This window comes from Nocardia sp. NBC_01499, from assembly GCF_045040275.1.
GTDB lineage: Bacteria > Actinomycetota > Actinomycetes > Mycobacteriales > Mycobacteriaceae > Nocardia.
In genome coordinates this window covers 7,727,081-7,749,661 of record NZ_CP109426.1, presented here as the reverse complement: position 1 = coordinate 7,749,661, position 22,581 = coordinate 7,727,081, and the positions used below count along the sequence as shown (strand labels likewise).

At 63.7% G+C, this 22,581-nt stretch carries 16 protein-coding genes and 2 tRNA genes; 12 read left to right on the top strand and 6 right to left on the bottom strand.

Going from position 1 to position 22,581, the window contains the following annotated elements; translation table 11 throughout:
* Window positions 1-121 precede the first annotated feature (121 nt).
* The 4 genes from OG203_RS35460 to OG203_RS35445 all read left to right on the top strand — a co-directional run bounded on the left by OG203_RS35460 (window position 122) and on the right by OG203_RS35445 (window position 5,294).
* Entirely contained in the window at window positions 122-1,468 is a 1,347-nt protein-coding gene (locus OG203_RS35460; protein WP_405161563.1) for an MFS transporter, read from the top strand.
* Window positions 1,469-1,539: 71 nt separating this feature from the next.
* Window positions 1,540-2,343 carry a mycolate reductase gene (gene cmrA, locus OG203_RS35455; RefSeq protein WP_405161562.1) on the top strand — a complete coding sequence of 268 codons (804 nt, stop codon included), beginning with the start codon at window positions 1,540-1,542 and terminating at the stop codon, window positions 2,341-2,343.
* Between the two features lie 153 nt (window positions 2,344-2,496).
* The gene (lysA, locus tag OG203_RS35450) at window positions 2,497-3,840 is read left to right on the top strand and encodes a diaminopimelate decarboxylase (protein ID WP_405161561.1); all 1,344 of its coding nucleotides are present in this window, start codon (window positions 2,497-2,499) and stop codon (window positions 3,838-3,840) included.
* A 185-nt stretch (window positions 3,841-4,025) separates the two neighbouring features.
* The gene (locus OG203_RS35445) at window positions 4,026-5,294 is read left to right on the top strand and encodes a diaminopimelate decarboxylase family protein (RefSeq protein WP_405161560.1); all 1,269 of its coding nucleotides are present in this window, start codon (window positions 4,026-4,028) and stop codon (window positions 5,292-5,294) included.
* 72 nt (window positions 5,295-5,366) lie between these two features.
* Here OG203_RS35445 and OG203_RS35440 read toward each other — a convergent pair whose 3' ends face one another.
* On the bottom strand, window positions 5,367-7,181 hold the full coding sequence (locus OG203_RS35440; RefSeq protein ID WP_405161559.1) for a helicase HerA-like domain-containing protein: 1,815 nt from the start codon (window positions 7,179-7,181) through the stop codon (window positions 5,367-5,369).
* Between the two features lie 215 nt (window positions 7,182-7,396).
* Between OG203_RS35440 and orn the strand changes: the two genes are divergently transcribed.
* Both orn and OG203_RS35430 read left to right on the top strand, forming a co-directional pair.
* Window positions 7,397-8,047, top strand: coding sequence for an oligoribonuclease (orn, locus tag OG203_RS35435; protein WP_405161558.1), 651 nt, complete (start codon window positions 7,397-7,399; stop codon window positions 8,045-8,047).
* A 55-nt stretch (window positions 8,048-8,102) separates the two neighbouring features.
* A tRNA-His gene (locus OG203_RS35430) sits at window positions 8,103-8,175 on the top strand.
* A 324-nt stretch (window positions 8,176-8,499) separates the two neighbouring features.
* On the opposite strand, the gene OG203_RS35425 is transcribed toward OG203_RS35430, so the two are convergent.
* On the bottom strand, window positions 8,500-9,708 hold the full coding sequence (locus OG203_RS35425) for an Ig-like domain-containing protein (protein ID WP_405161557.1): 1,209 nt from the start codon (window positions 9,706-9,708) through the stop codon (window positions 8,500-8,502).
* A 305-nt stretch (window positions 9,709-10,013) separates the two neighbouring features.
* Here OG203_RS35425 and OG203_RS35420 point away from each other — a divergent pair.
* The 3 genes from OG203_RS35420 to OG203_RS35410 all read left to right on the top strand — a co-directional run bounded on the left by OG203_RS35420 (window position 10,014) and on the right by OG203_RS35410 (window position 11,664).
* Window positions 10,014-10,086: transfer RNA gene (locus tag OG203_RS35420), tRNA-Lys, on the top strand.
* A 229-nt stretch (window positions 10,087-10,315) separates the two neighbouring features.
* Window positions 10,316-10,642: a hypothetical protein gene (locus OG203_RS35415; protein WP_405161556.1), complete on the top strand. Its 327-nt coding sequence runs from the start codon at window positions 10,316-10,318 to the stop codon at window positions 10,640-10,642.
* Window positions 10,639-11,664 carry a tyrosine-type recombinase/integrase gene (locus OG203_RS35410; protein WP_405161555.1) on the top strand — a complete coding sequence of 342 codons (1,026 nt, stop codon included), beginning with the start codon at window positions 10,639-10,641 and terminating at the stop codon, window positions 11,662-11,664. Before OG203_RS35415 ends, OG203_RS35410 begins: the two co-directional genes overlap by 4 nt.
* A gap of 723 nt (window positions 11,665-12,387) precedes the next feature.
* Here OG203_RS35410 and istB read toward each other — a convergent pair.
* A complete protein-coding gene (gene istB, locus OG203_RS35405; RefSeq protein ID WP_405159506.1) occupies window positions 12,388-13,143 on the bottom strand; it encodes an IS21-like element helper ATPase IstB in 756 nt (251 codons plus the stop codon).
* Between the two features lie 64 nt (window positions 13,144-13,207).
* The gene (gene istA, locus OG203_RS35400; protein ID WP_405159507.1) at window positions 13,208-14,749 is read right to left on the bottom strand and encodes an IS21 family transposase; all 1,542 of its coding nucleotides are present in this window, start codon (window positions 14,747-14,749) and stop codon (window positions 13,208-13,210) included.
* Between the two features lie 296 nt (window positions 14,750-15,045).
* On the opposite strand from istA, the gene OG203_RS35395 reads away from it, so the two are divergent.
* Window positions 15,046-16,059 carry a tyrosine-type recombinase/integrase gene (locus OG203_RS35395; protein ID WP_405161554.1) on the top strand — a complete coding sequence of 338 codons (1,014 nt, stop codon included), beginning with the start codon at window positions 15,046-15,048 and terminating at the stop codon, window positions 16,057-16,059.
* A gap of 661 nt (window positions 16,060-16,720) precedes the next feature.
* Window positions 16,721-20,440, top strand: a complete 3,720-nt coding sequence (locus OG203_RS35390) for a tetratricopeptide repeat protein (RefSeq protein ID WP_405161553.1) — start codon at window positions 16,721-16,723, stop codon at window positions 20,438-20,440.
* Window positions 20,441-20,479: 39 nt separating this feature from the next.
* Here OG203_RS35390 and OG203_RS35385 read toward each other — a convergent pair whose 3' ends face one another.
* Both OG203_RS35385 and OG203_RS35380 read right to left on the bottom strand, forming a co-directional pair.
* Window positions 20,480-20,911, bottom strand: a complete 432-nt coding sequence (locus OG203_RS35385; RefSeq protein WP_405168111.1) for a restriction endonuclease — start codon at window positions 20,909-20,911, stop codon at window positions 20,480-20,482.
* 218 nt (window positions 20,912-21,129) lie between these two features.
* Window positions 21,130-22,032: a hypothetical protein gene (locus OG203_RS35380; RefSeq protein WP_405161552.1), complete on the bottom strand. Its 903-nt coding sequence runs from the start codon at window positions 22,030-22,032 to the stop codon at window positions 21,130-21,132.
* A 142-nt stretch (window positions 22,033-22,174) separates the two neighbouring features.
* On the opposite strand from OG203_RS35380, the gene OG203_RS35375 reads away from it, so the two are divergent.
* Window positions 22,175-22,381 carry a hypothetical protein gene (locus OG203_RS35375; RefSeq protein ID WP_405161551.1) on the top strand — a complete coding sequence of 69 codons (207 nt, stop codon included), beginning with the start codon at window positions 22,175-22,177 and terminating at the stop codon, window positions 22,379-22,381.
* Window positions 22,382-22,581: the final 200 nt, after the last annotated feature.

The window sequence follows — 22,581 nt, the reverse complement described above, 5'->3', positions numbered from 1 at the left end:
GAGCGTAGCGGGCGAACATCGAACACAGTCGGGTCCTCGGTCATGTCGAGCGCCGGTGGGGCGCGGGCATGAGGGACCGAATCATGGTGCGGCGCACCTCGCGCGTGCCGGCGGCGCTGGCATGAACGAGGTGGATGCGCGGGCGACCGTCGGGCAGGCCGCCGGACGCGGGCACGTGCTGGCGTGGGGTTTCTGGGACTGGGGATCGTCGGCGTTCAACGCGGTAATCCTGACGTTCGTGTTCTCGGTATATCTGACCGACAAGGTCGGTGACGATCTGCCGGGCGGGGTTTCGCCGAGCGCGTGGCTCGGGTGGGCGCTCGGACTCGCCGGGCTGGTGGTTGCGGTGACGGCGCCGGTCAGCGGGCAGCGGTTCGACGCGTCCGCGAAACGTAAACGCTCCCTTGCCGTTTTGACCGGGCTCTGCATCGTCTCGATGACGCTGATGTTCTTCGTGCACGACGACTACCACTATCTGTGGCTCGGACTGGCGCTACTCGGGTTCGGCTCGGCGTTCTTCGAACTGGCGAGCGTGCCGTACAGCGCCATGCTCCGGCAGGTATCGACACCGGCGACGGTCGGCCGGGTGTCCGGATTCGGCTGGGCGATGGGCTATTTCGGCGGCATCTTCCTGCTGCTGATCTGCTACTTCGGCTTCATCTCCGGTAGCGGCGACAGTCGCGGGCTGCTCGGCATACCCACCGATGACGGGCTCAATATCCGCCTGGTAGCCATCGTTGCGGCGGTCTGGTTCGCCGCGTTCGCGCTGCCGGTGCTGTTCGCGGTGCCCGAATTGCCGCGCACCGACGCCGATCCCGGCGCGGCGAACGCGGGGTTCTTCGCGTCCTATCGGGTGCTGACGCGGGATCTGCGCGAGCTGTGGGCGACCGACCGGCGCACCGCCGGATTCCTGATCGCCAGCGCGGTATTCCGCGACGGCCTCGCGGGGGTGTTCACCTTCGGCGCGGTGCTCGCGGTCCGGGTGTACGGGATCGCCGACTCCGACGTCCTGCTGTTCGGCATCGCCGCCAATGTGGTTGCGGCACTTGGCGCGATCGTCGCCGGCCGGTTCGACGACCGAGGCGGCCCGAAGATCGTCATCGTGGTCTCGCTCGTCTCGATGATCATCTGCGGCCTCGCCCTGCTCCTAGTCTCGGGCCCGCTGATGTTCTGGATCTTCGGCCTGCTGCTGACCGTTTTCGTCGGCCCCGCCCAATCGGCCGCCCGCTCCTTCCTCACTCGCCTGGCCCCACCCGGTCGCGAGGGCCAACTCTTCGGCCTCTACACGACCACCGGGCGAGCCGTATCCTTCCTCGCCCCAACCCTTTTCGGCATATTCGTGTCGATCTTCGACAGCGACCGCGCTGGCATCATCGGCATCATCCTGGTCCTCGCCATCGGGCTTGCGGCCCTGCTCCCCGTCCGCTCACCGGACCCGGCCGAGATCGCCACCACCCCCTCGCGCTGATCCGAGCGCCCGCCATATAGCCAGCGATGGTGCGCGTCGAGGCGCTGAGCCGTATCGCATAGGCTCCAGTCGTGAGCTTGCCCTCCCCTACCTCTGAGAATCGCGCGGTGGTCACCGGCGCCTCCTCCGGCATCGGCACCGCGCTGGCCGCCGAACTGGCCGCGCGCGGCTATTCGCTGATTCTGGTTGCCCGGCGCGGTGAGGTGCTCACCGAGCTGGCGCAGCGGTTGACACTGGCACACGGGATCGCCGCCGAGGTGCGGGCGGTGGACCTTGCCGACCGGACCAAGCGCGGGGGGCTGGTCGAGGAGTTGTCGGCCCGCAATATCGCGATTCTGTGCAATAACGCGGGTATCGCGACATTCGGCGCCGTCGCCGAGCTCGATCTGAGTTACGAGCGCGCGCAGATGGAGCTGAATGCCGTTGCGGTGCACGACCTTACGCTCGCGGTACTGCCGGGGATGATCGCCCGCGGCAGTGGCGGCATCTTGATAAGCGGGTCGGCGGCGGGGAACATGCCGATTCCGAACAATGCCACTTATGCGGCAAGTAAGGCCTTCGCCAATACCTTCTCCGAGTCGCTGCGCGGCGAGCTGAAGGGATCCGGCGTCAACGTCACGCTGCTCGCGCCGGGTCCGGTGCGCACCGACGTGCCCGATCCGGCCGACGCGTCGATCGTCGACCGGCTGGTTCCCGACTTCATGTGGGTGTCCTCGGAGTACACCGCGAAGGTGTCCATCGACGCGCTTGCCCGCAACAAGATGCGGGTGGTTCCCGGTCTGATCAGCAAGGGAATGAGCGTGGCAGGTCAATACGGTCCGCGCGCGGTCACCGCGCCGATCGCGGGCGCGTTCTACAAGAAGCTCGGCGGTTAGGGAGACCCCCGTCACGGCCGGGTCAGGAATCCGTCAAGATCGGGCCTCCGGTCGTCAAGCACTCGTAAGCTGGACGTTTGCCCAAGAGAAAAGCGGCGTAGTCCTGACAACGGCCCCGCATACGGAATAGCGGGGGCGCACACAGGAGACACCGTGACGCTGCTGGAAATCTTCCCGTCGCTGAAGTCGGGGATGCCCTCACGCCTCGACTCGGCCGTATGGCCGCGCGACACGCATTACGACGACGCGGGCCGGATCACGATCGGCGGGGTCGCCCTCGCCGACATCGCGGATCAGTACGGCACTCCGACCTATGTCCTCGACGAGCGGGAGGTCAGGGAGCGCTGCCGCGCTTACCGCAAGGCCTTCCCCGAGGCCGAAATCATCTACGCGGGTAAGGCATTGATGATCCGCGCGGTTGCCAACTGGGTTTCCCAGGAGGGACTTTCGGTAGACGTGTGCTCGTCTGGCGAGCTCGCCATCGCGCTGGCCGCCGGGGTCGCCCCGCGCCGAATCATCATGCACGGCAACGGAAAATCCTTCGATGAACTGACCGCCGCGATCAAGGCCGGGGTCGGCCGGATCGTGGTCGACTCCCTTGCCGAGATCACGCTGCTCTCGGCGCTGGTCACCGACTCGCAGAACGTGCTGCTGCGGCTGTCCCCCGGCATCGACGTGCACGGACATCCCGCGGTGCGGACCGGTGTCACCGATCAGAAGTTCGGCTTCCCGCTCGGCGGCGACACGGCCGCCGAGGCCGTCGCCCGGATTCTGCGGCAGCCGAAGCTGAACCTGGTCGGCTTCCACTGCCACCTCGGCTCACAGATCAGCGACCCGGACTACTACGGCGAGGCCGTGCGCCGGGTGGTCGCCGAGATGGCGCGGGTCAGGCAGGACCACGGGCACATCCTCACCGAACTCGACCTCGGCGGCGGGCACGCGGTCGCCTACCGCACCGGCGACGCCGAGATGAACCTCGGCGAGCTGGCCGCCATCATCGAGGACGCGCTCGACGCGGCCTGCGCGCGGCAGCACTTCCCGCGCCCGCACATCTCGCTCGAGCCTGGCCGTGCCATCGTCGCGCACGCGGGCGTCACGCTGTACCGGGTGCTGTCGGTCAAGCACATCGAGGGCGGCCACACCTACGTCACCGTGGACGGCGGGATGAGCGATAACCCGCGCGTCGCGCTGTACGGCGCGCGCTACAGCGTCGTCGTCGCGAACCGGCACCCCACCTGCGCGAGCATGACCGCGACCGTGGCAGGCCGGTTCTGTGAGGCGGGCGACATCCTGGCCACCGACGTGCAACTGCCGGTCGATCTGCGGCCCGGTGAGGTGCTCGCGGTGCCGTGCACCGGCGCGTACCACCACAGCCTCGCCTCGTCCTACAACAGCGTCGGCCGTCCGCCGATCGTCGCGGTGCGGCACGGGCAGTGCCGGGAGCTGGTGCGCCGGGAGACCATCGCGGATCTGATGTGCCGCGACGTCGGCTGCTGACCTGAGCAACCCCCCGGACCGCGCGGCATTTCGGGCCGCGCGGCCGGAGCGTCAGCGATCCGTCAAGATCAGGTCGAGGGTGGTCAATGTTGCGCTAAGCGGCCTATGCGCGCCCGTCGCCGCGGCGTAAGTCTTGATAGGCCCCGCAGATAGAGAAAACGGGGGAGCGGATCAGGAGAGCACCCGTGACGCTAGTGGACTTCTTCTCGCCGACGCGGCCGGGACCGGCCGCGCACCTGGATTCCGCGGTATGGCCCTCCGACGCGCGGTATGACGCCGAGGGCAGGATCATGGTGGGTGGCGTCGCGCTCGCCGACATCGCCGAAACCTACGGCACCGCGGCACGGGTGCTCGATGAGCGCGAGGTCAGACAGCGCTGCCGCGCCTATCGCAAGACCTTCCCCGAGGCCGAGATCGCTTACGCCGCAACAGCTCTACTGATCGGCGCGGTGGCCGACTGGGTCACCGGCGAGGGGCTCTCGATAGTGGTTCGCTCGTCCGGCGAGCTGGCCGCGGCACTGGACGCGGGGGTCGACCCGAAGCGAATCATCCTGCACGCCAACGGGTTGCCCCATGAGACGCTGGTGACCGCCGCCGCACGGCGGGTCGGCCGGATCGTAGTCGGCTCACTCGCCGAGATCACCCTGCTTGCCGCCGTCGTCACCCGCCCGCAGCGGGTACTGCTGCGCGTGTGCCCCGGCATCGAACGAGACTCGGCATCCGACCTCGACCAGCCGGGCTTTCCGCTCGGCGAGGTCGACGCCGCCGTGGCGCAAGTGCTCGGCGCGCCGATGCTCGATCTGATCGGCTTCCACTGCCACCTCGGCTCGCAGATCTACAACCCCGATCACTATGGCGAGGCGATTCGTCGGATGGTCGCCGAGATGGCGCAGGTCCGTCACGACCACGACCGCATCCTCACCGATCTCGACCTCGGCGGCGGGCACGCGATCGCCTACCGCAACGGCGACGCGGAAATGAATCTCCCCGAACTGTCCGCGATCATCGAGGACGCCCTCGACGCGGCGTGCGCCCGTCAGCACTATCCACGGCCGAACGTCGCACTCGAACCGGGTCGCGGGATCGTGGCAAGGGCCGGGGTGACCTTGTATCGGGTGTTGTCGGTCAAATACAGCGATGGCGGATATATGTCCGTCGTCATCGACAGCGAGACCCGCACCAAGACAGGCACTTTCGCGGGTATGGCGGTGGCGAATCGGCGGGCGACCGGCCCCATGGTGACCACGACCGTCGCGGGGCGGGCCGGGGATGTCATCCTCGCCACGGACGCCAGGCTCCCCGCCGACCTGCGGCCGGGCGAATTGCTCGCCGTGCCGTGCACCGGCGCCTACCAGCATGGGTCACCGCGCACCCGCGTGATCGCGGTGCGCGAGGGTCACTTCGCGCAACTCGTTCGTCGCGAGCCGACCCTGCTCGACCGCGACGCGAGCTGAATATCGCCGCGTCCCTATCGATTTCCCGCACACTGAGTCGTGGTGTGCGGGAAATCGCGGGTTTGTTGGCCGTCAGCGCTTCCGGGTGCCGAAGATGCTGCGGCTGATCTCGCGGCCGGCGGCGGTGGCCGCGGAACGCAGGAAACTCTTGACCGCAGGGTTTTTCATGATGCGCTCGGCCGTGGAATCGTCGTCGCCCTTCGACGAACGACCAGGCGCCGGAGCGGACTGCGGGCTCTGGTCTGCCGCAGCGACTTTCGCGGCCAGGATCTCGTAGGCCGATTCACGGTCGATGGTCTGGCCGTATTTGCTGTGCAGCGAACTGGACAGTGCGCGCGACTTGATCGCGTCGTCGCCAATGGTGTCCATGAGTGAGCGCGGCGGCTGAATCCTGGTCCACGCCACCGGAGTCGGCGCGCCCTTCTCCGAAAGGACCGTCACCACGGCCTCACCGGTGCCGAGCGAGGTGAGTGCCTTCTCCAGGTCGTAGGTGCTGGTCTTGGGGTAGGTGCGCACCGTCTTCGACAGCGCCTTCTGATCGTCCGGGGTGAAGGCGCGCAGCGCGTGCTGGATGCGCGCACCCAGTTGGGACAGCACCGGATTCGGGATATCGGTGGGCAGCTGGGTGCAGAAGAACACGCCGACACCCTTGGAGCGGATCAGCTTGACGGTCTGTTCCACCTGGTCGAGGAATGCCTTCGACGCGTCCGCGAACAGCAGGTGCGCCTCATCGAAGATGAAGACCAGCTTGGGTTTATCGATATCGCCCACCTCGGGCAGCGTCTGGAACAGGTCGGCGAGCACCCACATCAGGAAGGTGGAGAACATCACCGGGCGCGACGCCTGCGCGCCCAGCTCGAACAGCGTGATGACGCCCTGCCCGCCCGCGACGCGCACCAGATCGCTCGGATCCAGTTCCGGCTCACCGAAGAACGTGTCGCCGCCGTCGCCCTCCAGGTTAACCAGCGACCGCAGGATGACGCCGGCGGTGGCCGCGGAGACACCACCGATGCCCTTGAGATCCTCCTTGCCCTCGGCGCTGGTGAGATGCGTGATGACCGCGCGCAGGTCCTTGAGGTCGAGCAGCGCGAGGCCGTTCTTGTCCGCCCAGTGGAAGATCAGTCCGAGGGTGGATTCCTGAGTCTCGTTGAGCCCGAGCACTTTACTGAGCAATACCGGGCCGAACGAGGTGATGGTCGCGCGGATGGGCACGCCGATGCCGTTGGTGCCGAGCGAGACGAATTCGGTCGGGTAGCCGGTCGGCTGCCAGTCCTCGGCGCCGGTTTCGGCCGCGCGGGCACTGAGCTTGTCGTTGGCCGCGCCCGGCTGCGACAGACCCGACAGGTCGCCCTTGATGTCGGCGAGCACCACGGGAACGCCTGCGCGCGAAAGCTGTTCGGCGATGCCCTGCAGGGTCTTCGTCTTACCGGTACCGGTCGCACCGGCCACCAAGCCGTGCCGGTTCATGGTGCGCATCGGAATGCGCACGCGCGCAGTGGAATCCACCTCGCCGTCGACCACGACGGTGCCTAATTCCAGCGCCACCCCGTCGAACGCGTATCCGGCGGCGATCTCCTGTGCGGCCGCGGCTCCCCCGCTCGCCTTTCCGCCCCCGTCCGCAGTGGCGTCCGCTTTCTTCTGCTCCGCCTTGCTTGCGGCCTCGGCGGCGGCAGCGGCGGTCTGGTCGGCCTTGGCCGCGGCTTTCTCGGCCTTCGCCTTCTGCGCCGCGCTGTCACCGCCCTCCTGCTCGGCCAGCTCGCGTTCTGCGGCCTCCGCGGCAGCCGCCGCCTCTGCCGCGACCCGAGCCGCCTCCTCCGCAGCCTTACGCGCGGCCGCAGCTTTCTCCTGGGGGGTGGGCCCACCCGCCGCCCGACCGCCGCCCCTCATCGAATCGCTTCGCGATCCTGAGTCCATCGCACGTCCTCCGTCTGGTCTGACTCGAACTGCTAACGCAGTGTTTGCTGTCGTACCGAAAACGCCTGTGCCGATCTGCAGAAACTGTATCCCCGTTGGCCCTGCTCGCGGGCTTGCCACCCAGTAAGAGGGCCGTGAACTCGCCGTGCCGCAGACATCGCAAATCAGACAGAGCTAATGTTGCTGCCGTGTCGGACAAATATGTGGTGTGGATGGATTGTGAGATGACAGGCCTGCGCCTGGACAGCGACAAGCTGATCGAGGTGGCCGCGCTCGTCACCGACAGCGATCTCAACATCATGGGCGAGGGCGTCGACGTGGTCATCCACGCCGACGACGCGGCGCTGGCCGCCATGCCCCAGGTGGTCGTCGACATGCACGCGCGCTCCGGACTCACCGAAGAGGTGCGCCGCTCCACCGTCACCATGGCCGAGGCCGAGCAGCAGGTGCTCGACTACATCCGTCAGTACGTGCCGACCGCGGGCACCGTGCCGCTGGCCGGTAACTCGATCGCCACCGACCGCAACTTCATCGCCCGCGACATGCCCGCGCTGGACGCCCACTTGCACTACCGGATGATCGACGTCAGCTCGATCAAGGAGCTGTGCCGCCGCTGGTACCCGCGCATCTACTTCGGTCAGCCGGAGAAGGGCCTCACCCACCGTGCGCTGGCCGACATCAAGGAATCCATCCGCGAGCTGGAGTACTACCGCCGCACCGCCTTCGTCGCGCCCCCCGGACCGTCGACCACGGAGATCGCCTCGGTCGCCGCCGAGATCAGCGGCACCGCGGCACCCCTCGAATCGGCCCAGGTCAACGCCGTGCCGGAAGCCGATTAGGGAGACGACGGGGTAACACGCTAATATCGACGGCGCCGGTGTTCAGCCGGTAATGGTGACCGTAGTTCAGTTGGTAGAGCACCAGGTTGTGATCCTGGCTGTCGCGGGTTCGAGTCCCGTCGGTCACCCGGATAGCCCGGGAGGCTCCGAGAAATCGGACCTCCCGGGCTTTTTCTTTGCCCGAAGTGTGGAAACGGCCCTTCTGCCGATTGCCGGGCGGAGCGCGACGCCCTCTAGACCGCAGCCAACGGGACCTGCCGGACTCCGGCTCCGCGTAGAGCGGGTCGGCAGGTGGCCTCGTCGGCACACCGGCTCCAGGCCTCGCGGGAGACTGGCGGCGCATAGCGACGGGTAACGCGATGGCACTGCGACGCTCATCTCGGTCACAAGACGCTCCCCCGAGACAGCGAACGGGCCACCAGTTCTTACTGGCGGCCCGTTCCCGTTGCCGCTCAACGCGGGTCGGCGTTACCCGCCTTCCACTCCGGCCACGGGATGTTCCAGTCACCCAAACCGTCTACGCCGGAAAGGGTTCCGCCGACGGTGTTCTTGATGATGGTGATATCGCCGCGCTTCGCGTTCTGATACACCCACTGCGCGTTCGCGGGGCTCAGGTTCAGGCAGCCGTGGCTGGTGTTGCTGTAGCCCTGCTGACCGACCGACCACGGCGCGGAGTGAAAGAAGATGCCGCTGTAGGAGATTCGGGTCGCGAAGTCGATCGGCGTCTTGTAGCCGTTCGGGGAGTTCACCGGAACGCCGTACGTCGAGGAATCCATGATGATCTTGTCGAACCGGTCGCTGACGATGTAGACGCCGTTGTCGGTGGGCGTGCTGTCCCTGCCCATCGAGGTCGGCATGGTCCGCACCACCTGACCGTTCTGCTCGACCACCACCTCTTTGGTGTTGTCGTCGGCGGTGAAGATCGTGGCGTCGCCGACGGTGAAGAACGACTGCAGATTGTCCTGGCCGAACAGACCGTTGCCGAGATCACGGCCATACACGTTCACATCGATGGTGACCTTGGTCCCAGGTGCCCAGAAGTGCTCGGGGCGCCACCGGACCTCACGATTGTTCACCCAGTAGAACGCGCCCTCCACCGCGGGCTCTGTAGTGATCTTGATCGCATCCTGGGCCGCTAGGCGATCGGGAATGGTCTCGTCGAACGAGATAGCGACCGGCTGGCCGATGCCGACCACCTCGCCCTCGCCCGGCAACAGATAGGGGTGCGTCTGTTTGTTCGGCGAACTGGTGGTGAAACTCACCGTGGCCGAGCTCGCACCGCCGAGACCGACCACGTCCGCCTGCAACCGGTAGGCCTTGCCGTACCCGAGCACCTCGGTGGTCTCCCACGACTGCCCGTCAGCGGCCAGCCTGCCACCCACCGGGCTGCCCTGCGCGTTCACCAGCGAAACGTTCGTGAACTTGCCGTCCTCGACCCGGAACGCCAGCGGCACGCCCGGCGAAACCCCCATCTCGCCATCCTTGATCGGGGACAACAACTTCGGCTTGATCAGCTCGAGCATCGGATTACGGTCGATGACGACCGACGACGCGTCCGGCTTCTTCGACGAGGAGCACCCCGATAGCACCAGCGCGGCCACCGCGAACACGACGACAGGTCCGCTGATACCTCGTACCCACCGACCACGACCAACGCTCATCACAACCCCGTTTCAAGTCCCGGCGCAACCAGAAGCGCACCGATGGCTTCGGATCCCAACCGCATACAACTCAACCCGCCGTGCCCGCGGAGCGGTCTAGACCACGTTCGGCCATTCTGCCAGTGCGAGGACCTCACACCAACGCGAATGCCGCATCGACACAGGCGTGTTACACGAATAGATCCCCACTGCCGGTTCCCGCGTTAACACCCCAACCGACACGCCCATCACCCCCGGTCAGGAGGCGATTTCACAACTGCCGCCTCGGCCTGTTAAGGTTTGTCCCGCACCGGAACACGGAGCAAGCGCCATTAGCTCAATTGGCAGAGCAGCTGACTCTTAATCAGCGGGTTCGGGGTTCGAGTCCCTGATGGCGCACACTTTCTCTGTCCGCGAACAGAATTCACGTGCTACGTGCTCTAACACACTAGAGCACGGTCCAGATAGCCCCTCTACCGGCGGTTATCTTTCGTCTCCCCAGGGCGTACCTTCCGTGTCGACCGCCTTCGATATCCCACCTTCGTCCGGACCTCTGCGTCTGCGTGGCGGACGGCTGGCGGCGATGCCGTCCACCTCCGACTGTCGAGGTCATACGGTTCTCGGCTCCGTGTTGGTCAACCACAATGGGCGGATCGCCGAACGGTCGGTGCTCGGGGCGCTGAGATGGGTGCCCGGCACCCGGATCGACATCCGATCGGTGACTGAGGGCGTGCTGGAGATCACCGCGGATCCGGGCGGGGCGTACGCGATCGCCCACAACGGCCAACTCCAGATACCCGCGGCGATCCGCCGCCGTGTCCGGCTTCGTATCGGCCACCGCGTACTGCTGGCCGCCCACCCGGATCGCCACCGTTTGATCATCGTCGGCGAGTCCGTCTTGCAGCAGGTCGTCAGCGATGTCGCGGCGTTGATCGACGGAGGTGAGCAGCAATGACGACCTCTGCGCCTGCGGTCACCGACGCCGAAATCGACGCCGCCCGCACCCTGCTGGCCCGCATGGGCATCACCCCCGCCGACCTGCTCGATATCCGCCCCACCGCACCGACATTCGCCCAATACATCCCCGTCATACGCGCCCGGGTGGCCGCACCCGGAACACTGAAGACCTACGACACCCATTGGAAGCGCCTCGAACGCCTGTGGGGCACTCGCCGTATCGACGAACCGACCGTCGCTGAAGTCGCCGAGATGCGCGACGCCGCGCGCCACAACGCCAAATGCGACCGCAACAGCCGCGACGGACGCGGCGCTGCCGAGGCCATGATCAGCGCACTGCGCTTCCTCTACCGCCACGCCGAGAGCGACGGACTCATCCGGCCCGCAGACAACCCGGCACAACGGGTCGCCAAACCACGCCGGGTTCCCTCCACCCGGCGAGGACTGCCACTGACTCAGCTCGCCGAGATCACCCGCGTCGCCGCGACCACCGGCAACGATCCCGAACTCGACACGCTGCTGCTTCGGTTGCATTCGGAAACCGCGTGCCGTCGCGGCGGTGCACTGGCACTACGGCCCGCCGACCTCGACCCCCAGCAATGCCTGATCTTCCTGCAGGAGAAGGGCAAGATATCGCGCTGGCAGCCGGTTTCACCGACGCTGATGGCGAACCTGCTCCACCACGGCCAAACCCGCGGCGCCCGATCTGGCGAGCAGTTGCTCCGCTACCGCCGCGGCAAACCGATCACGCGGCGCCGCTACGACGGACTGTGGACCCGCATCGGTTACGAATTGCCCTGGGTGGAAAAACAGCAGATCACCACCCACTGGATCCGGCACACCACCTTGACCTGGGTGGAGCGAAACTTCGGGTTCGCCGTCGCCCGCGCCTACGCAGGGCACGCCGAGGGCAAGTCCGACGGCTCCACCACCACCTATGTCCGCGCCAGCCTCGAAGAGGTAGCCCTCGCACTGGCGACCCTGACCGGCGAACCACACCCACTCGCAGCCGCAGCCTGAACTCCGTCGTCGCTCGGTTCGCGCTCCGGCACTCGTCACCCTTCGACGGTGCCAGAGCGCGCCCCAGCATTGCCCCGAAGGCGGGCCTCGTTATGGGATATTCCGAACTCGGTGATGGGATATTTCGAACCGGGTCGGTTGATGTTGCGATCGCGGGAACTGCCGGATTACCGTGGTTCTATCCCCGCGCGGGAGCTTCCCGGTAACTGCGACTGCCGAGCCGGATGAATATTCGTTTATCGCTCTGATTCCTGCGAATCAGGAGGTACACAATGCATCCTCCGGTCTCACTCCCTCGGCCCTCGGCCCCCACTTCCCCTGATGCGAATCCCCTCCCTGTTCCCGCATTGAGGCTCCTCGCCCCCACCACCGTGAAGTATCTGTACAGCGTCACCACGATCTGCTGCCACGGCCAACTCAATGACCGTGCCCCCGCCAAACTCCTGCAGTGGCAACCCAGCCGGCGAATTCGCCTGGCAGTCAACGGGCACGCCGTCGTAGCCATCGACGATCCGAACGGTGATGCTCATATCGGACGGGAAGGCCACATCCGGCTCCCGGCAGCTATCCGCCATCAATGTGGCATCGCACCAGGAGACCGGCTGCTCATCGCAGTATCCCTCGCTCGGCTGTCGACCGTCAGGCAATTCCCCCAGGCTGCCGTCACGGAATTCCTCCAGTAGACGTGCCTCGCTGCGAGCGTAGCGAGCCGCTTCGAGGTGGTCAGCTGGCGGGTCGGCCTGGCCGTTTGCGGGGCCGGAACGAGGGTCCGTCCATCAAGACCTGATGGCTGGTGTTGATCAGTCTGTCGAGCAGGCTTTCGGCGACGACCGGGTTCGGGAACAGGGCATACCAGTCCTTCGGAGCGCGGTTGCTGGTCAAGATCAGCGGCTTGGCGCTGAGCGCGCGTTCGCTGATCAACTCGTAGAGGTCATCGGCGTGCAGGGCGGTGTGCTCGCGCATCGCGAAGTCGTCGAGGATCAACACGTGCGGGCGAGTGTATTCACGAATCCTTTTGCCCCAGGACCGATCCGCGTGACCACCGGCCAGATCAGCCAGAACGCGACTGGTCTTCGCGAAGCGGACGTCACCGCCGCGGCGGGCGACGGCATGGCCCAGTGCTTGTGCGACATGGGTTTTCCCGACTCCGACCGGGCCGTAGAGGATGACCGATTCCCCGGAATCGAGCCAGCGCAGCGCGGCCAGGTCGCGGATCATCGCCGAGGGGAGTTTCGGGTTCGCGGCGAAGTCGAAGTCCTCGAAAGTGGCTTGTTCTTCGAACTTCGCTCGCCGGATCCTCCTTGTCAGGGCATTGGTTTCGCGGCGGGCGATCTCGTCTTCGCAGAGGACCTGCAGGAACTCGAGGTGCCCGAGTTTCCCGTCGCGGGTTTGGGCCAGGCGGGCGTCGAGAGTGTCGAGCATGCCGGTGAGTTTCAGCGCGCGTAGAACATCGCGCAGGGCGGGGTCGCTGATGGACATGAGTGTGTATTTCCTTGCTGGAGTGAAGAATTAGGAAAGAATTGTTGGCCGGGTGGCGGGCGGGTCAGTTATTGGCGAACTGGTCGGGACCGCGCAGGAACGCCGGGACCTCGGCGATATCGCTGGTAGCGGTGCCGCCGAATGGGTCTTCGGTCTCGGTGCCGACCGCGAGGATGCCTTTGACGGTGCGGTAGGACGGGTCGCCGACCTCGATCGCGCGTGAGCAGGCCGCTTCGAGGCGGTCGAGACCGTATTTCTCGCGTAGCCGAAGGATGCCTTGCGCGGCGCGTAGATGGTGGATCGCGTTGGGTGACAACAGATCACCGATCACCAGCTCGCAAGCCGGGCCGACATCGATGGCGATCTTGCGGCACCAGGTCGGGCCTTGCAGGTGGAACGCGATGGTCTCGGGCGGATAGTGCTCCATATTCGTCGCCCGCCCCGCCAGGCGGCGGACATGGGTCGCGACGACGTGCTGGTCGCGGAAGATCTGCACGATGTCACCGCTGGTGCGGGCGTGCAGGGTTTGCCCGATCAGCCGCCACGGCACCGAATACAACGCTTTCCCGATCTTGATGTGGGTGTCGAGCCCGACTTTCCCGGTCGACCACACCGACAACACGAACGGCGCCGCCGGCAATGGCATCAGCGCGTCGCGTTCTGTCGCTTCGAACACCGGCAACGGTTGCCCACCGTCGAGCGCCCGCGAATTCCGCAACCCCGCGACGTCGCAGCACCACCGGATGGCTTCACCTTGCATCTGGGCCAGGGTGCTGAATTCCCTTCCACGCCAGAAGGAATCGCGAATGTACTGCATTTGACGTTCGACGCGTGGTTTATCCTTCGGTTTGCGGACCCGAGCCGGGTCGATCAACGTCTGGTAGTGGACGGCGAGTTCGGCGTAGGTGCGGTTGAGTTTCGGGTCGTAGAGATCGGGTTTGTCGACGCCGGTGCGTAGGTTGTCGATCACGAGCCGGGCGGGGACTCCGCCGAAGAACTCGAATGCCGCGACATGGGAAGCGCACCACGATGTTTGATCCATCGACAGCACCGGTTGCAGGAACGGCATCCGCGAGCACGAGAGCACCATCACGAACGCCTGCACCGTCACCCGCCGCCCCGAGGTCGGATCGAACCACGACCCGAGCCGGCCGTAATCGATCTGGGCTTCGCTGCCCGGTGGCACCGGCGGGCGCATCACCGTCACTTTGGCCCGGGCGGCCTCGTCAGCGAAATGTGTTGCTATCCAACGGCGTACAGATGATTCCGATACGTCCACCCCGTGGTCGTCGCGTAAGCGTTGCGCGATCGTGGCGACCGTGACACGGTGACCCAGCCAGGACTTGATCCGCTCAGCGTGCGGGTCGATCAACGACCATGTCACTGCCCGCGCGCCCGGATCATGCAGTGCGGGAAACCATTCCGCGACTCGCTCGGCCCACTGCTCAGCAGAAAGGGGTGGGCTCGCGCCCGGTGTTATGCCAGCGGCAACCGCTGGCGCGACGTACTTCCGGATCGTTTTCCGGTCGATCCCCAGCGATGCCGCCAGTTCGCGTTGTCCGCGACCGGCCTGCCAGTGGGTGTAGAGCTCGACAAGATCGAACATCGAGAAACTCCTCCTCGCCATCTCTTTCTCGCTCTCCTCGCCGGAACAACCGTCGAGGACAAGCGAACATGTGTGCGAGACACGCCGACCGGCGACACACCGCCAGGTGGGGGAATTACGTGACGGCCGGTGGAGGAATTGAGTGACGGACAGTGGGGGAATTCCGTGACGGAACTACCCCTCACCTGGGGGAATTACTTGACGGCTGACACTCGGCGAGCGATGTTCGTCTATCCATTTTCGGTTGTCGACGACAATCTCGCCTCTCTTCACCAACAAACATCACGCATCGCGTCATGACAGCGGCAGCCGAAATCGAGGCGGCGCGACTGCTCCTCGAACGTCTGGGGTTCACCCCCGAACAGCTTCTCCAAGCCACGGCAGCGACCGTACCTACCGTCGGCGAGTACATCGCCACCATCACGTCCTCGATGCCGCACAGCACTCTTCGCGTCTACGGCACCTACTTGCAACGCATCGAAGACGCCTGGGGTGAGCGCGTCCTCACCGAACCCACGGCACCAGAACTCAGGCAGCTCGCTGAACAGACCAAACACAACGCCATCGTCCGCCGCAACTCCCGCGGCGGCCGCAGCGCGGCCGAAACCCTTATCGCCGCCGCACGCTACCTCTACCGCCGGGCCGAAGAAGACCGCTACATCCGCCCCGACAACAACCCCGCGCGCCAAGTAGCCAAACCGCGCCGCCTGGCCAGCACCAGACGAGCGATCTCCCACAGCAAACTCGCCGAGATCGTCCACGTAGCGGCCACAACCGGAAACGACCCACACCTCGACGCACTGTTGCTGCGACTACACATCGAAACAGCCTGTCGCCGCTGCGGAGCCCTCGCCCTACGTCCGAAGGACCTCGACCCCGAGCAATGCCTCATCTTCCTCCGCGAGAAGGGTGAAACAGTGCGGTGGCAGCCCATCTCCCCCACCCTGATGCAGGCATTCCTCAACCATATCGCCGAACGACACCCAACCCCGACCATCAAAACCGGTCCTTTGCTCCGTTACCGCAACGGCCAGCCTGTCACCCGCCGCCGCTACGACTCGCTGTGGAACCGAATCGGTCAACACTTGGAGTGGGTTGCCCGCCAACAGATCAGCACGCACTGGCTACGCCACACCACCCTCACATGGGTAGAACGCCACTACAGTTACGCCGTCGCCCGCGCCTACGCCGGACACACAGAACCCGACAGCCGAAGCGGACAGACAGCTACATACATCCGAGCCAGCGTCCAGGAAGTAGCCGATGCGCTCGCAGCACTCACCAGCGAGCCCCACCCCCTCGCGGCCTGATGAAGTCCGCTGTACGACCTTAGAAAAGCGCCTCGTGCGTCAGTCCAGCCACAAGCCTCCGAAGCAAAGAGGTCGCAGGTTCGATTCCTGCTGGGGGCGCGTATCCCAGCACGGGCCATATGGCAAATATGGCGCCCTACCAGGCGCTTTCCTCCCACGATGAACTTGCCATATGGCCCGTTCTGGGGCCTTATGGCAACCAATGTGGAGAGTAAATGGAGAGCCGTTATGGCAGGTTGTGGCTCATCTGTAGCTGGTAGGCCCGTATCACCCCAGTCGGATCCGGCCGCGGCGCGCGGCCCTGACTGCAACGTCCCTCTCTCTACCCGCAGGGCTCGGACGACAAACCTTCTCAACCACCCCACCGGCGTGTCGCCCCAGCAACACGCCGACAAATCTGTCCGTCAGCATCCCGTCAGCAAATACCCGCTACGTGGCGCACCTGAGTAGGTGAAGCGCCTGGAGCCACAGTCAGGAGACCTCGCCGGTCACTAAACGCGTCGGGTCCGGCATCGACCTCTTAACAAGGTCCAGCGTAGCCCTACTCCGCCCCTGACCGCCAACAGCTCATCAAGCACCATCGAGGGGCCAGGAAGCCGCAGGTCGCAAGCCTTCGCGAGAAGAGCCATCAAGTGTCGGACCACAGTCGTACTCTTGCAGTGTGACGGACACGGGGGAAGGTCTCGCCCAGATTCGCCGTTTGCCGAAAGACCAGGTCAACACTGGTCCACAGACGGAGGACTGGATCCGCTTCGAGAAACATATAGCCGCGCTCGCCCTAGTTCGGGAACTGGTAGCGGGAACCGATATCGAGGGAATCGCGCTCCAGCACTCCGCCGATCTGATCATGCTGTATCACGGTCGCCGACCGAAGCTGGTGTCCATCAAACACAAAGAACCTCATCAGCGCAGCGGGGACAGTGGGTGGAGTCCAGCACAACTGGTAAAGGTGATCGATAGCCTATACAGACAGTGGACCGAGGCTGACCGAAACTGCCAGCCAGCGTTCTGGTCCAACGCCGGCTTCGTCAAAGAGGCACGTGAATATCACGCGCACGTAGTCGCAGGAAGTGACCCTCCACCCTCATTCGTTGACTGGGCAATCAAGAATACGAAAATCCCATCCGCACAGGCCCGTTGCTTCCTTCGGGACCTGGAACTTCTTTCAGAACCGTTGCCACGGAAGAACGAGGCTCTCGCCGTGGGGGCCGAGGCCACTGCCAAACTATTGGAGAAGCATGACCGAGGGGCAAGCCCTCGATTTGCGAAGGAAAGCTTTGAGGCTCTGTGCTCACGAATCATCGAACTGAGCGTGGGATCTCCCCTCGCCCCGGCCCCTGACACACGGCTACAGCTGGTCACCAAACTATTTCCCCGCCTCGACGCTAAGGACGCTGCGGCACTCGCCAGCAGGGTCCTTCCTGCCGCCGAGGCCGAGACTATAGTCCTGCACGAGCACGACCGTCTGATCGCCCGCGACCTTCCCGAAGCTGGATTCAGGTGGGAGGCCGACGATAGATTTGTTGGCCGATCCCAGGCACTGGCCGATCTGACAACGCTGCTCGATCCGGGAGGCGTCAAGCCGGTTGCCCCAGTCAGCATTCGAGGCATGACTGGCGTCGGAAAAACTAGTGTGGCAACACAATTCGCTTCCCAGTGCTCCGACATAATGCAGCCTATATTCGTCAGCGCTAATAGCCGCGCTGACGTCGTAACAGCCCTGCAGCAGCTGAGTCACACCCTCAATAATCCGGACAGCACCGGGCTTGTAGAAGCCCGTGTTCCAGTGACCCCCGCTTTGCCCGCGACCTCGGGAACATTGCTGATCCTTGACGGAGTCACCGACTCCGCGACTTTAGAGGGCTTGATACCCCGGCGAGCGCTGTGCCGCATCTTGATCACCACAACAGTGGCCAATCTTGATATCGGATACCGAGAGCTGGTCCTCGGCGCTTGGAAGCACGGTGAGAGCAAACACTTTCTCGAAGAGCATCTTGCCCACGAACGCACCGATGCTCACGACCAACTCCGCCGGGAGCTGCACGACCATCCCCTGGCGCTGAACCAAGCCGTAGATCATTGCCGTGTGGTGGAACGATCGATCGCCGAGTACATTACGCGGCTCCACGAAGCTCCGACCGAAACCTTACAGCTGGGCCGAGCATCGGGCCATCCGGTGTCAATCATTGAATCCATACGGCTGAACATCGAAGCGGTTGAGGTCAAATCACCTGACTCGATAACCTTGCTTACCCTCATGGCATTTCTCGGGCCGACCCCGATCCCCGAATCAATCTTCGACGCACCCATCACAATTGCGACGATCCAACCCCCTCACCAGACACGCCTCGCCGATAGCCCCAAAAATAGCTCTTGGTGGCATCGCTTGCGGCGCACTCCGTCCCATCCTCCCGAAACTCCCAACCCCTTGGCCGACCCCGCCGCTCGCGAAATGCGAAAGACACTCCGCAACAAAAGTTCTCGTGATCGAGCTATCGAGGGTCTAGCGAGAATGTCATTAATCACGGTGCGGAGAGGCCAACTGTCAATCCACCCCCTCATTGCCCTGGTCGCACAATGTCGTACGCAAGACCCGCGACCGTGGCTTGAGGCAGGAATTGGACTGTTTGTTCCTCAAATACAACCGGATTCGTTCTTTGGCTCCGCGCCCGAGCTCCGCGACTACCTCAGTCCAGCAGCCTACGTAACCTCAGCAGCATTCGACCACGGTTTCGTTGGGTCGGCCCCGATCTTTGTCGCAATGCTACTAGCACAGAGACTTGCGCTCGTGGGGCCGAATGAGGCCGCTACGCCACATGGCTGGACAGCGGTCGACTTCGGGAAGCGTGGAGTGGAATCTGCGATGAAAAACGCAGCCGTCAGCGGAGACCCGATGTGGCTGCTAGTCGCAGCGCAAGTCCGTATACAACTAGTACAAGCATACTCCCTAGGGGGTCAGGTTGACGAAGCTCTAGATGCGATCGCCGAGAACATCGAATTTGGCAAACAGCTCGGCAAGCCACAGCTAGTCGTATCAGCGGTAGCTGCCGCTGAGTCAGTAGCGACGGATCATGGACGCTCAGACATAGCACAGAAGATACTCATACAAGTCGCAGAGTTGTATGATATAAATTTTGAGGACGACTTCCGAGCAGCGCTTTTCATTACTCATGCGAATGTCCTGCGGATGTTGCATCGCCCCGACGATGCAGCCACAGTAATCGAACAGGCGTTGCAAATCGTCGATAACCCCAGGTCGGATATACCGGCTGTTATAAAGGTGAGAGCGTACGGCGCTGCCTCGACTGTTTATCGCGACCAGGGGGACATGCAAGCCTCGCTGAACTATGAGTTGGCCATCGTGGACCTCCAGCGCCGCTCCGATGGAGTCGCAGATATCCCACCCAAAGCACGTATCGCCCATCTCCTGAGCGGCGGCGACGCCGCCATCTCAGCCTATAACCTAGAGCTGGCCCAGGCGTTGGTGACCGAGGCAGAGCAACTTGCGACCGAATGCGAATTCGGTCACACTTCACAGGTATATGCTGATGTATTCGCGATCCGAGGTCGGCTCCACCACGCTCAGGGGCATTACAACGACGCGCGGGCAGACCTGGAAAAGGCAATCACGATATTCCGCATTATGCCGTCGAGCTTCCGCCCTCGACTTCCCGCCCCTCTCCTCCATCTCGCGCAGACCTTGTATGCCTTAGGCGATCAGAAAAAGGCAGCGACCCTCGCGCGGGAGGCGTACAATATAGACTGCGCAATCTTCGGCCCCGACCATATCGAAACCCGAAGAGATGAAGCGATCCTAAACTTTGTTACGGGGGCCCAACCAATGGAAGACCTCGGTACATTACTATCACTATTCGGCTCGAATTACTCCAGCGACACTACCGCACTGACGTCAGAGAATCGACAGTTAGTCGACATCACAAGATTCCTTGGTAACATCCATGAAGGCATGAAAAGGATCGGTGCCGATCCCAATCTCGAATGGGGCATACTGGACTTCGTCTCAGAAGAAGAAATCCTAATAATGTTCCAAAAGCTGTCCCTCGGTCGAACCGTTATTGCTTCGACGTTGGAATCGGCTACATATTTGCTGACCTGTCGATTCGGAGAGGAGCGTCTCGCTCGGCCGATAGGCCCGAGTTTCGACATAAACACGGCTGCACACCTCAGCTTTTCGTACAGTCGTGAAGAGCACGAGCTGGCCCGAACACTGTTGAACGCTGCGCTCGTGGACCGTGTCGAGATTGAATCGGATTCCCAACTCTTCGGTGACCATACGGATTCCAATTCCCTGATTCAGACATGGCTGGTCGTTTTGACCAGCTATTCGTTCATGAACGCTGCCCTTCACGCAGGATTTTAGTTCCCACCGCCACACCGACCCCCCGTCAGTAGCCGCCGTCTACCTGTTTGCCACCGGTCCATCCCCGTCAGTCGTCGTAACAGTCGTAGCACTGGGTCGCGGTGGGACGACGACCGGTATCCCAACAAAAGTCGTGTTCAAGAAGTGCATAACGTACTGGTGGGGTTTGGAATCCGCATCAAGATGCACTTCTACGATACCCTCCTTACCGGCAATCAGCTGCGCGCCCCTTTGAAAACCCAGCGGACTAACAAGGATTCCGCCTGCGGCGCCGAGATCTTTTATCCGGTAGGCAAAACCCCCGACAGTCTCTTGATCGACTCGCTTCGTCGGATATCGCTTGCACTCGACCAGCACGATCCCTTCATCACCGAGCTTTACTCCTTTGGCATCGACTTCCCACTCGGTACCCGCCTCGCCGACCAGATGCTGCTTGCCCTCAACCCGTTCGAGTCCCAACTCGGCAGCCATCTCGTTCAGGAGAAAGCGCGCAACTTCTTCATAGTTTCGCCACCGGCTGCCCTGCTTGCCCATCAGCTTCAATTCCTTCCGTCAGAACCTTGCTAGTAAGGTGTCGCCCACATACCGCCGCACGCCCGGAAGATGCCAGATTCAGCGATAGGTCGCGAGAAGCATCATTGCGGCTCGTACGCTGAACCGGCACGTACGCCCGGATCGTCGAACGCGCATCACCATAGCCTGGTCAGTCCAGACGGCAGCGGAAACGCCGCCTCGACAACGTCACCGGCCAGTGCGATGGTCGTGGCGCTCTCGGTGCGCGTCGTTTCCCGTTGTCCTGTTCCGTTATCGAGGTGCACAGCACGGTTCCGGACTGCAACAAGATCTCTCGTAAAGTTCGCTGGCAACCCGCTATACCCAGTCGCCCTCAAGATCTCAACGCTCGCACCAAGAGTAAGCTCTCGGCGAGTCAGTCGGTCTGCGATTCCTTGGGGCACTGTTACGGACAATTGTGCATTCAGAATATTCTTCACGGCCACTTCTGCTGCACCGCTCGCATCGATCACGGCACGTCGGTATTGGCCCGCCGCATGTAGTGATCGCGCCTCCCTGACAAGGGGCCACGGAAACGCCGGCATCGCACTCGCAGCTGCGAGCGTGAAGCACCGCTGCAGAACTTCCTCTGTCACCAGTGGCATATCTGCCCCAATTGGCAAAACGACTCTACTCACAATCGGGAACGGTTTCGAGAGTGAACCATCCGGCATCACCTGCCACACCGGCGTCTTATTCCCAACTTTTACGACGGGACGCTGGCCCTCTAGCGTCAGGCGTTGTCCGGTAACGATCTCCAACCACGCTTCTGCGGAGGACCACCAAGAGTCCATTGCTGCAACGATACGCTCGACAACAGCTTGTAGTTTTCCTGCCGAGTATGACAGCTCCGCGGTAAGCGCCAGTCGCTCGATCTCCACAAAATACTCGCCCGTCACCGTCTTTCCAACGACGTCTCCCCAGGAATTAGTCGTCGAGATCGTCACATCCACCGGCGGGCGCAAGCCTTCACCCACAGTGACAACGTCGGACGCGGACGGCAAATGAACCATCACGTTCTCACCGGCAACGGTGCTCAAGAATGTCTTCCCAGTCACGCTAGCCAGGCATAGCAGAGCCGAATCCAGCACCCAAAACCACTCAACCCGAACTGTCATGTGATACCTCCTATCACTCGACATTGTCCGACCGACTGGTAGCGCCAGAGTGAGCGTAACCGCAGTGGCGACGACGGTAGCGTCTGGCATCGATTGCGCGGCGGGTGCAGCTGTCAACACGAGCCAGTCTTCTTGGCACGGCTGGCGCGACCAGCACCGCAACCATCCTCCGATCACCGAATCAATCGTTTCTGCCGACGAGGCGGCCCTTTTCTCGCTGTTCGCTGGCGTAATCGCCCAGCAGCGGATTGCAACACTCTCGTCGTCCTGACGCGTTCCCACGAGCCGTTGGGCGGCGGGCGGGCGCACTCTACGCCGGTGGCAACGGGGTCAAGGCGCGAAGAGCGTGCGCCTTGACGCCCGTCAGCGCGCCACCGGCGTAGCTGGAGTGCGCCCACCGCCCAACGACTCATAGCGAGGTCTGGGGTGGGTTGATCGCTCGCCGTCGGCGAGCGGCGACGAACCGATGGT

Coding starts and splice junctions, on each gene's coding strand:
- OG203_RS35460 (WP_405161563.1), top strand. CDS start 122: ATGAACGAGGTGGATGCGCGGGCGACCGTCGGGCAGGCCGCCGGACGC.
- OG203_RS35440 (WP_405161559.1), bottom strand. CDS start 7,181: ATGAGGGGCGGCGGTCGGGCGGCGGGTGGGCCCACCCCCCAGGAGAAA.
- OG203_RS35425 (WP_405161557.1), bottom strand. CDS start 9,708: ATGAGCGTTGGTCGTGGTCGGTGGGTACGAGGTATCAGCGGACCTGTC.
- OG203_RS35410 (WP_405161555.1), top strand. CDS start 10,639: ATGACGACCTCTGCGCCTGCGGTCACCGACGCCGAAATCGACGCCGCC.
- istB (WP_405159506.1), bottom strand. CDS start 13,143: ATGTCCATCAGCGACCCCGCCCTGCGCGATGTTCTACGCGCGCTGAAA.
- istA (WP_405159507.1), bottom strand. CDS start 14,749: ATGTTCGATCTTGTCGAGCTCTACACCCACTGGCAGGCCGGTCGCGGA.
- OG203_RS35395 (WP_405161554.1), top strand. CDS start 15,046: ATGACAGCGGCAGCCGAAATCGAGGCGGCGCGACTGCTCCTCGAACGT.
- OG203_RS35385 (WP_405168111.1), bottom strand. CDS start 20,911: ATGGCTGCCGAGTTGGGACTCGAACGGGTTGAGGGCAAGCAGCATCTG.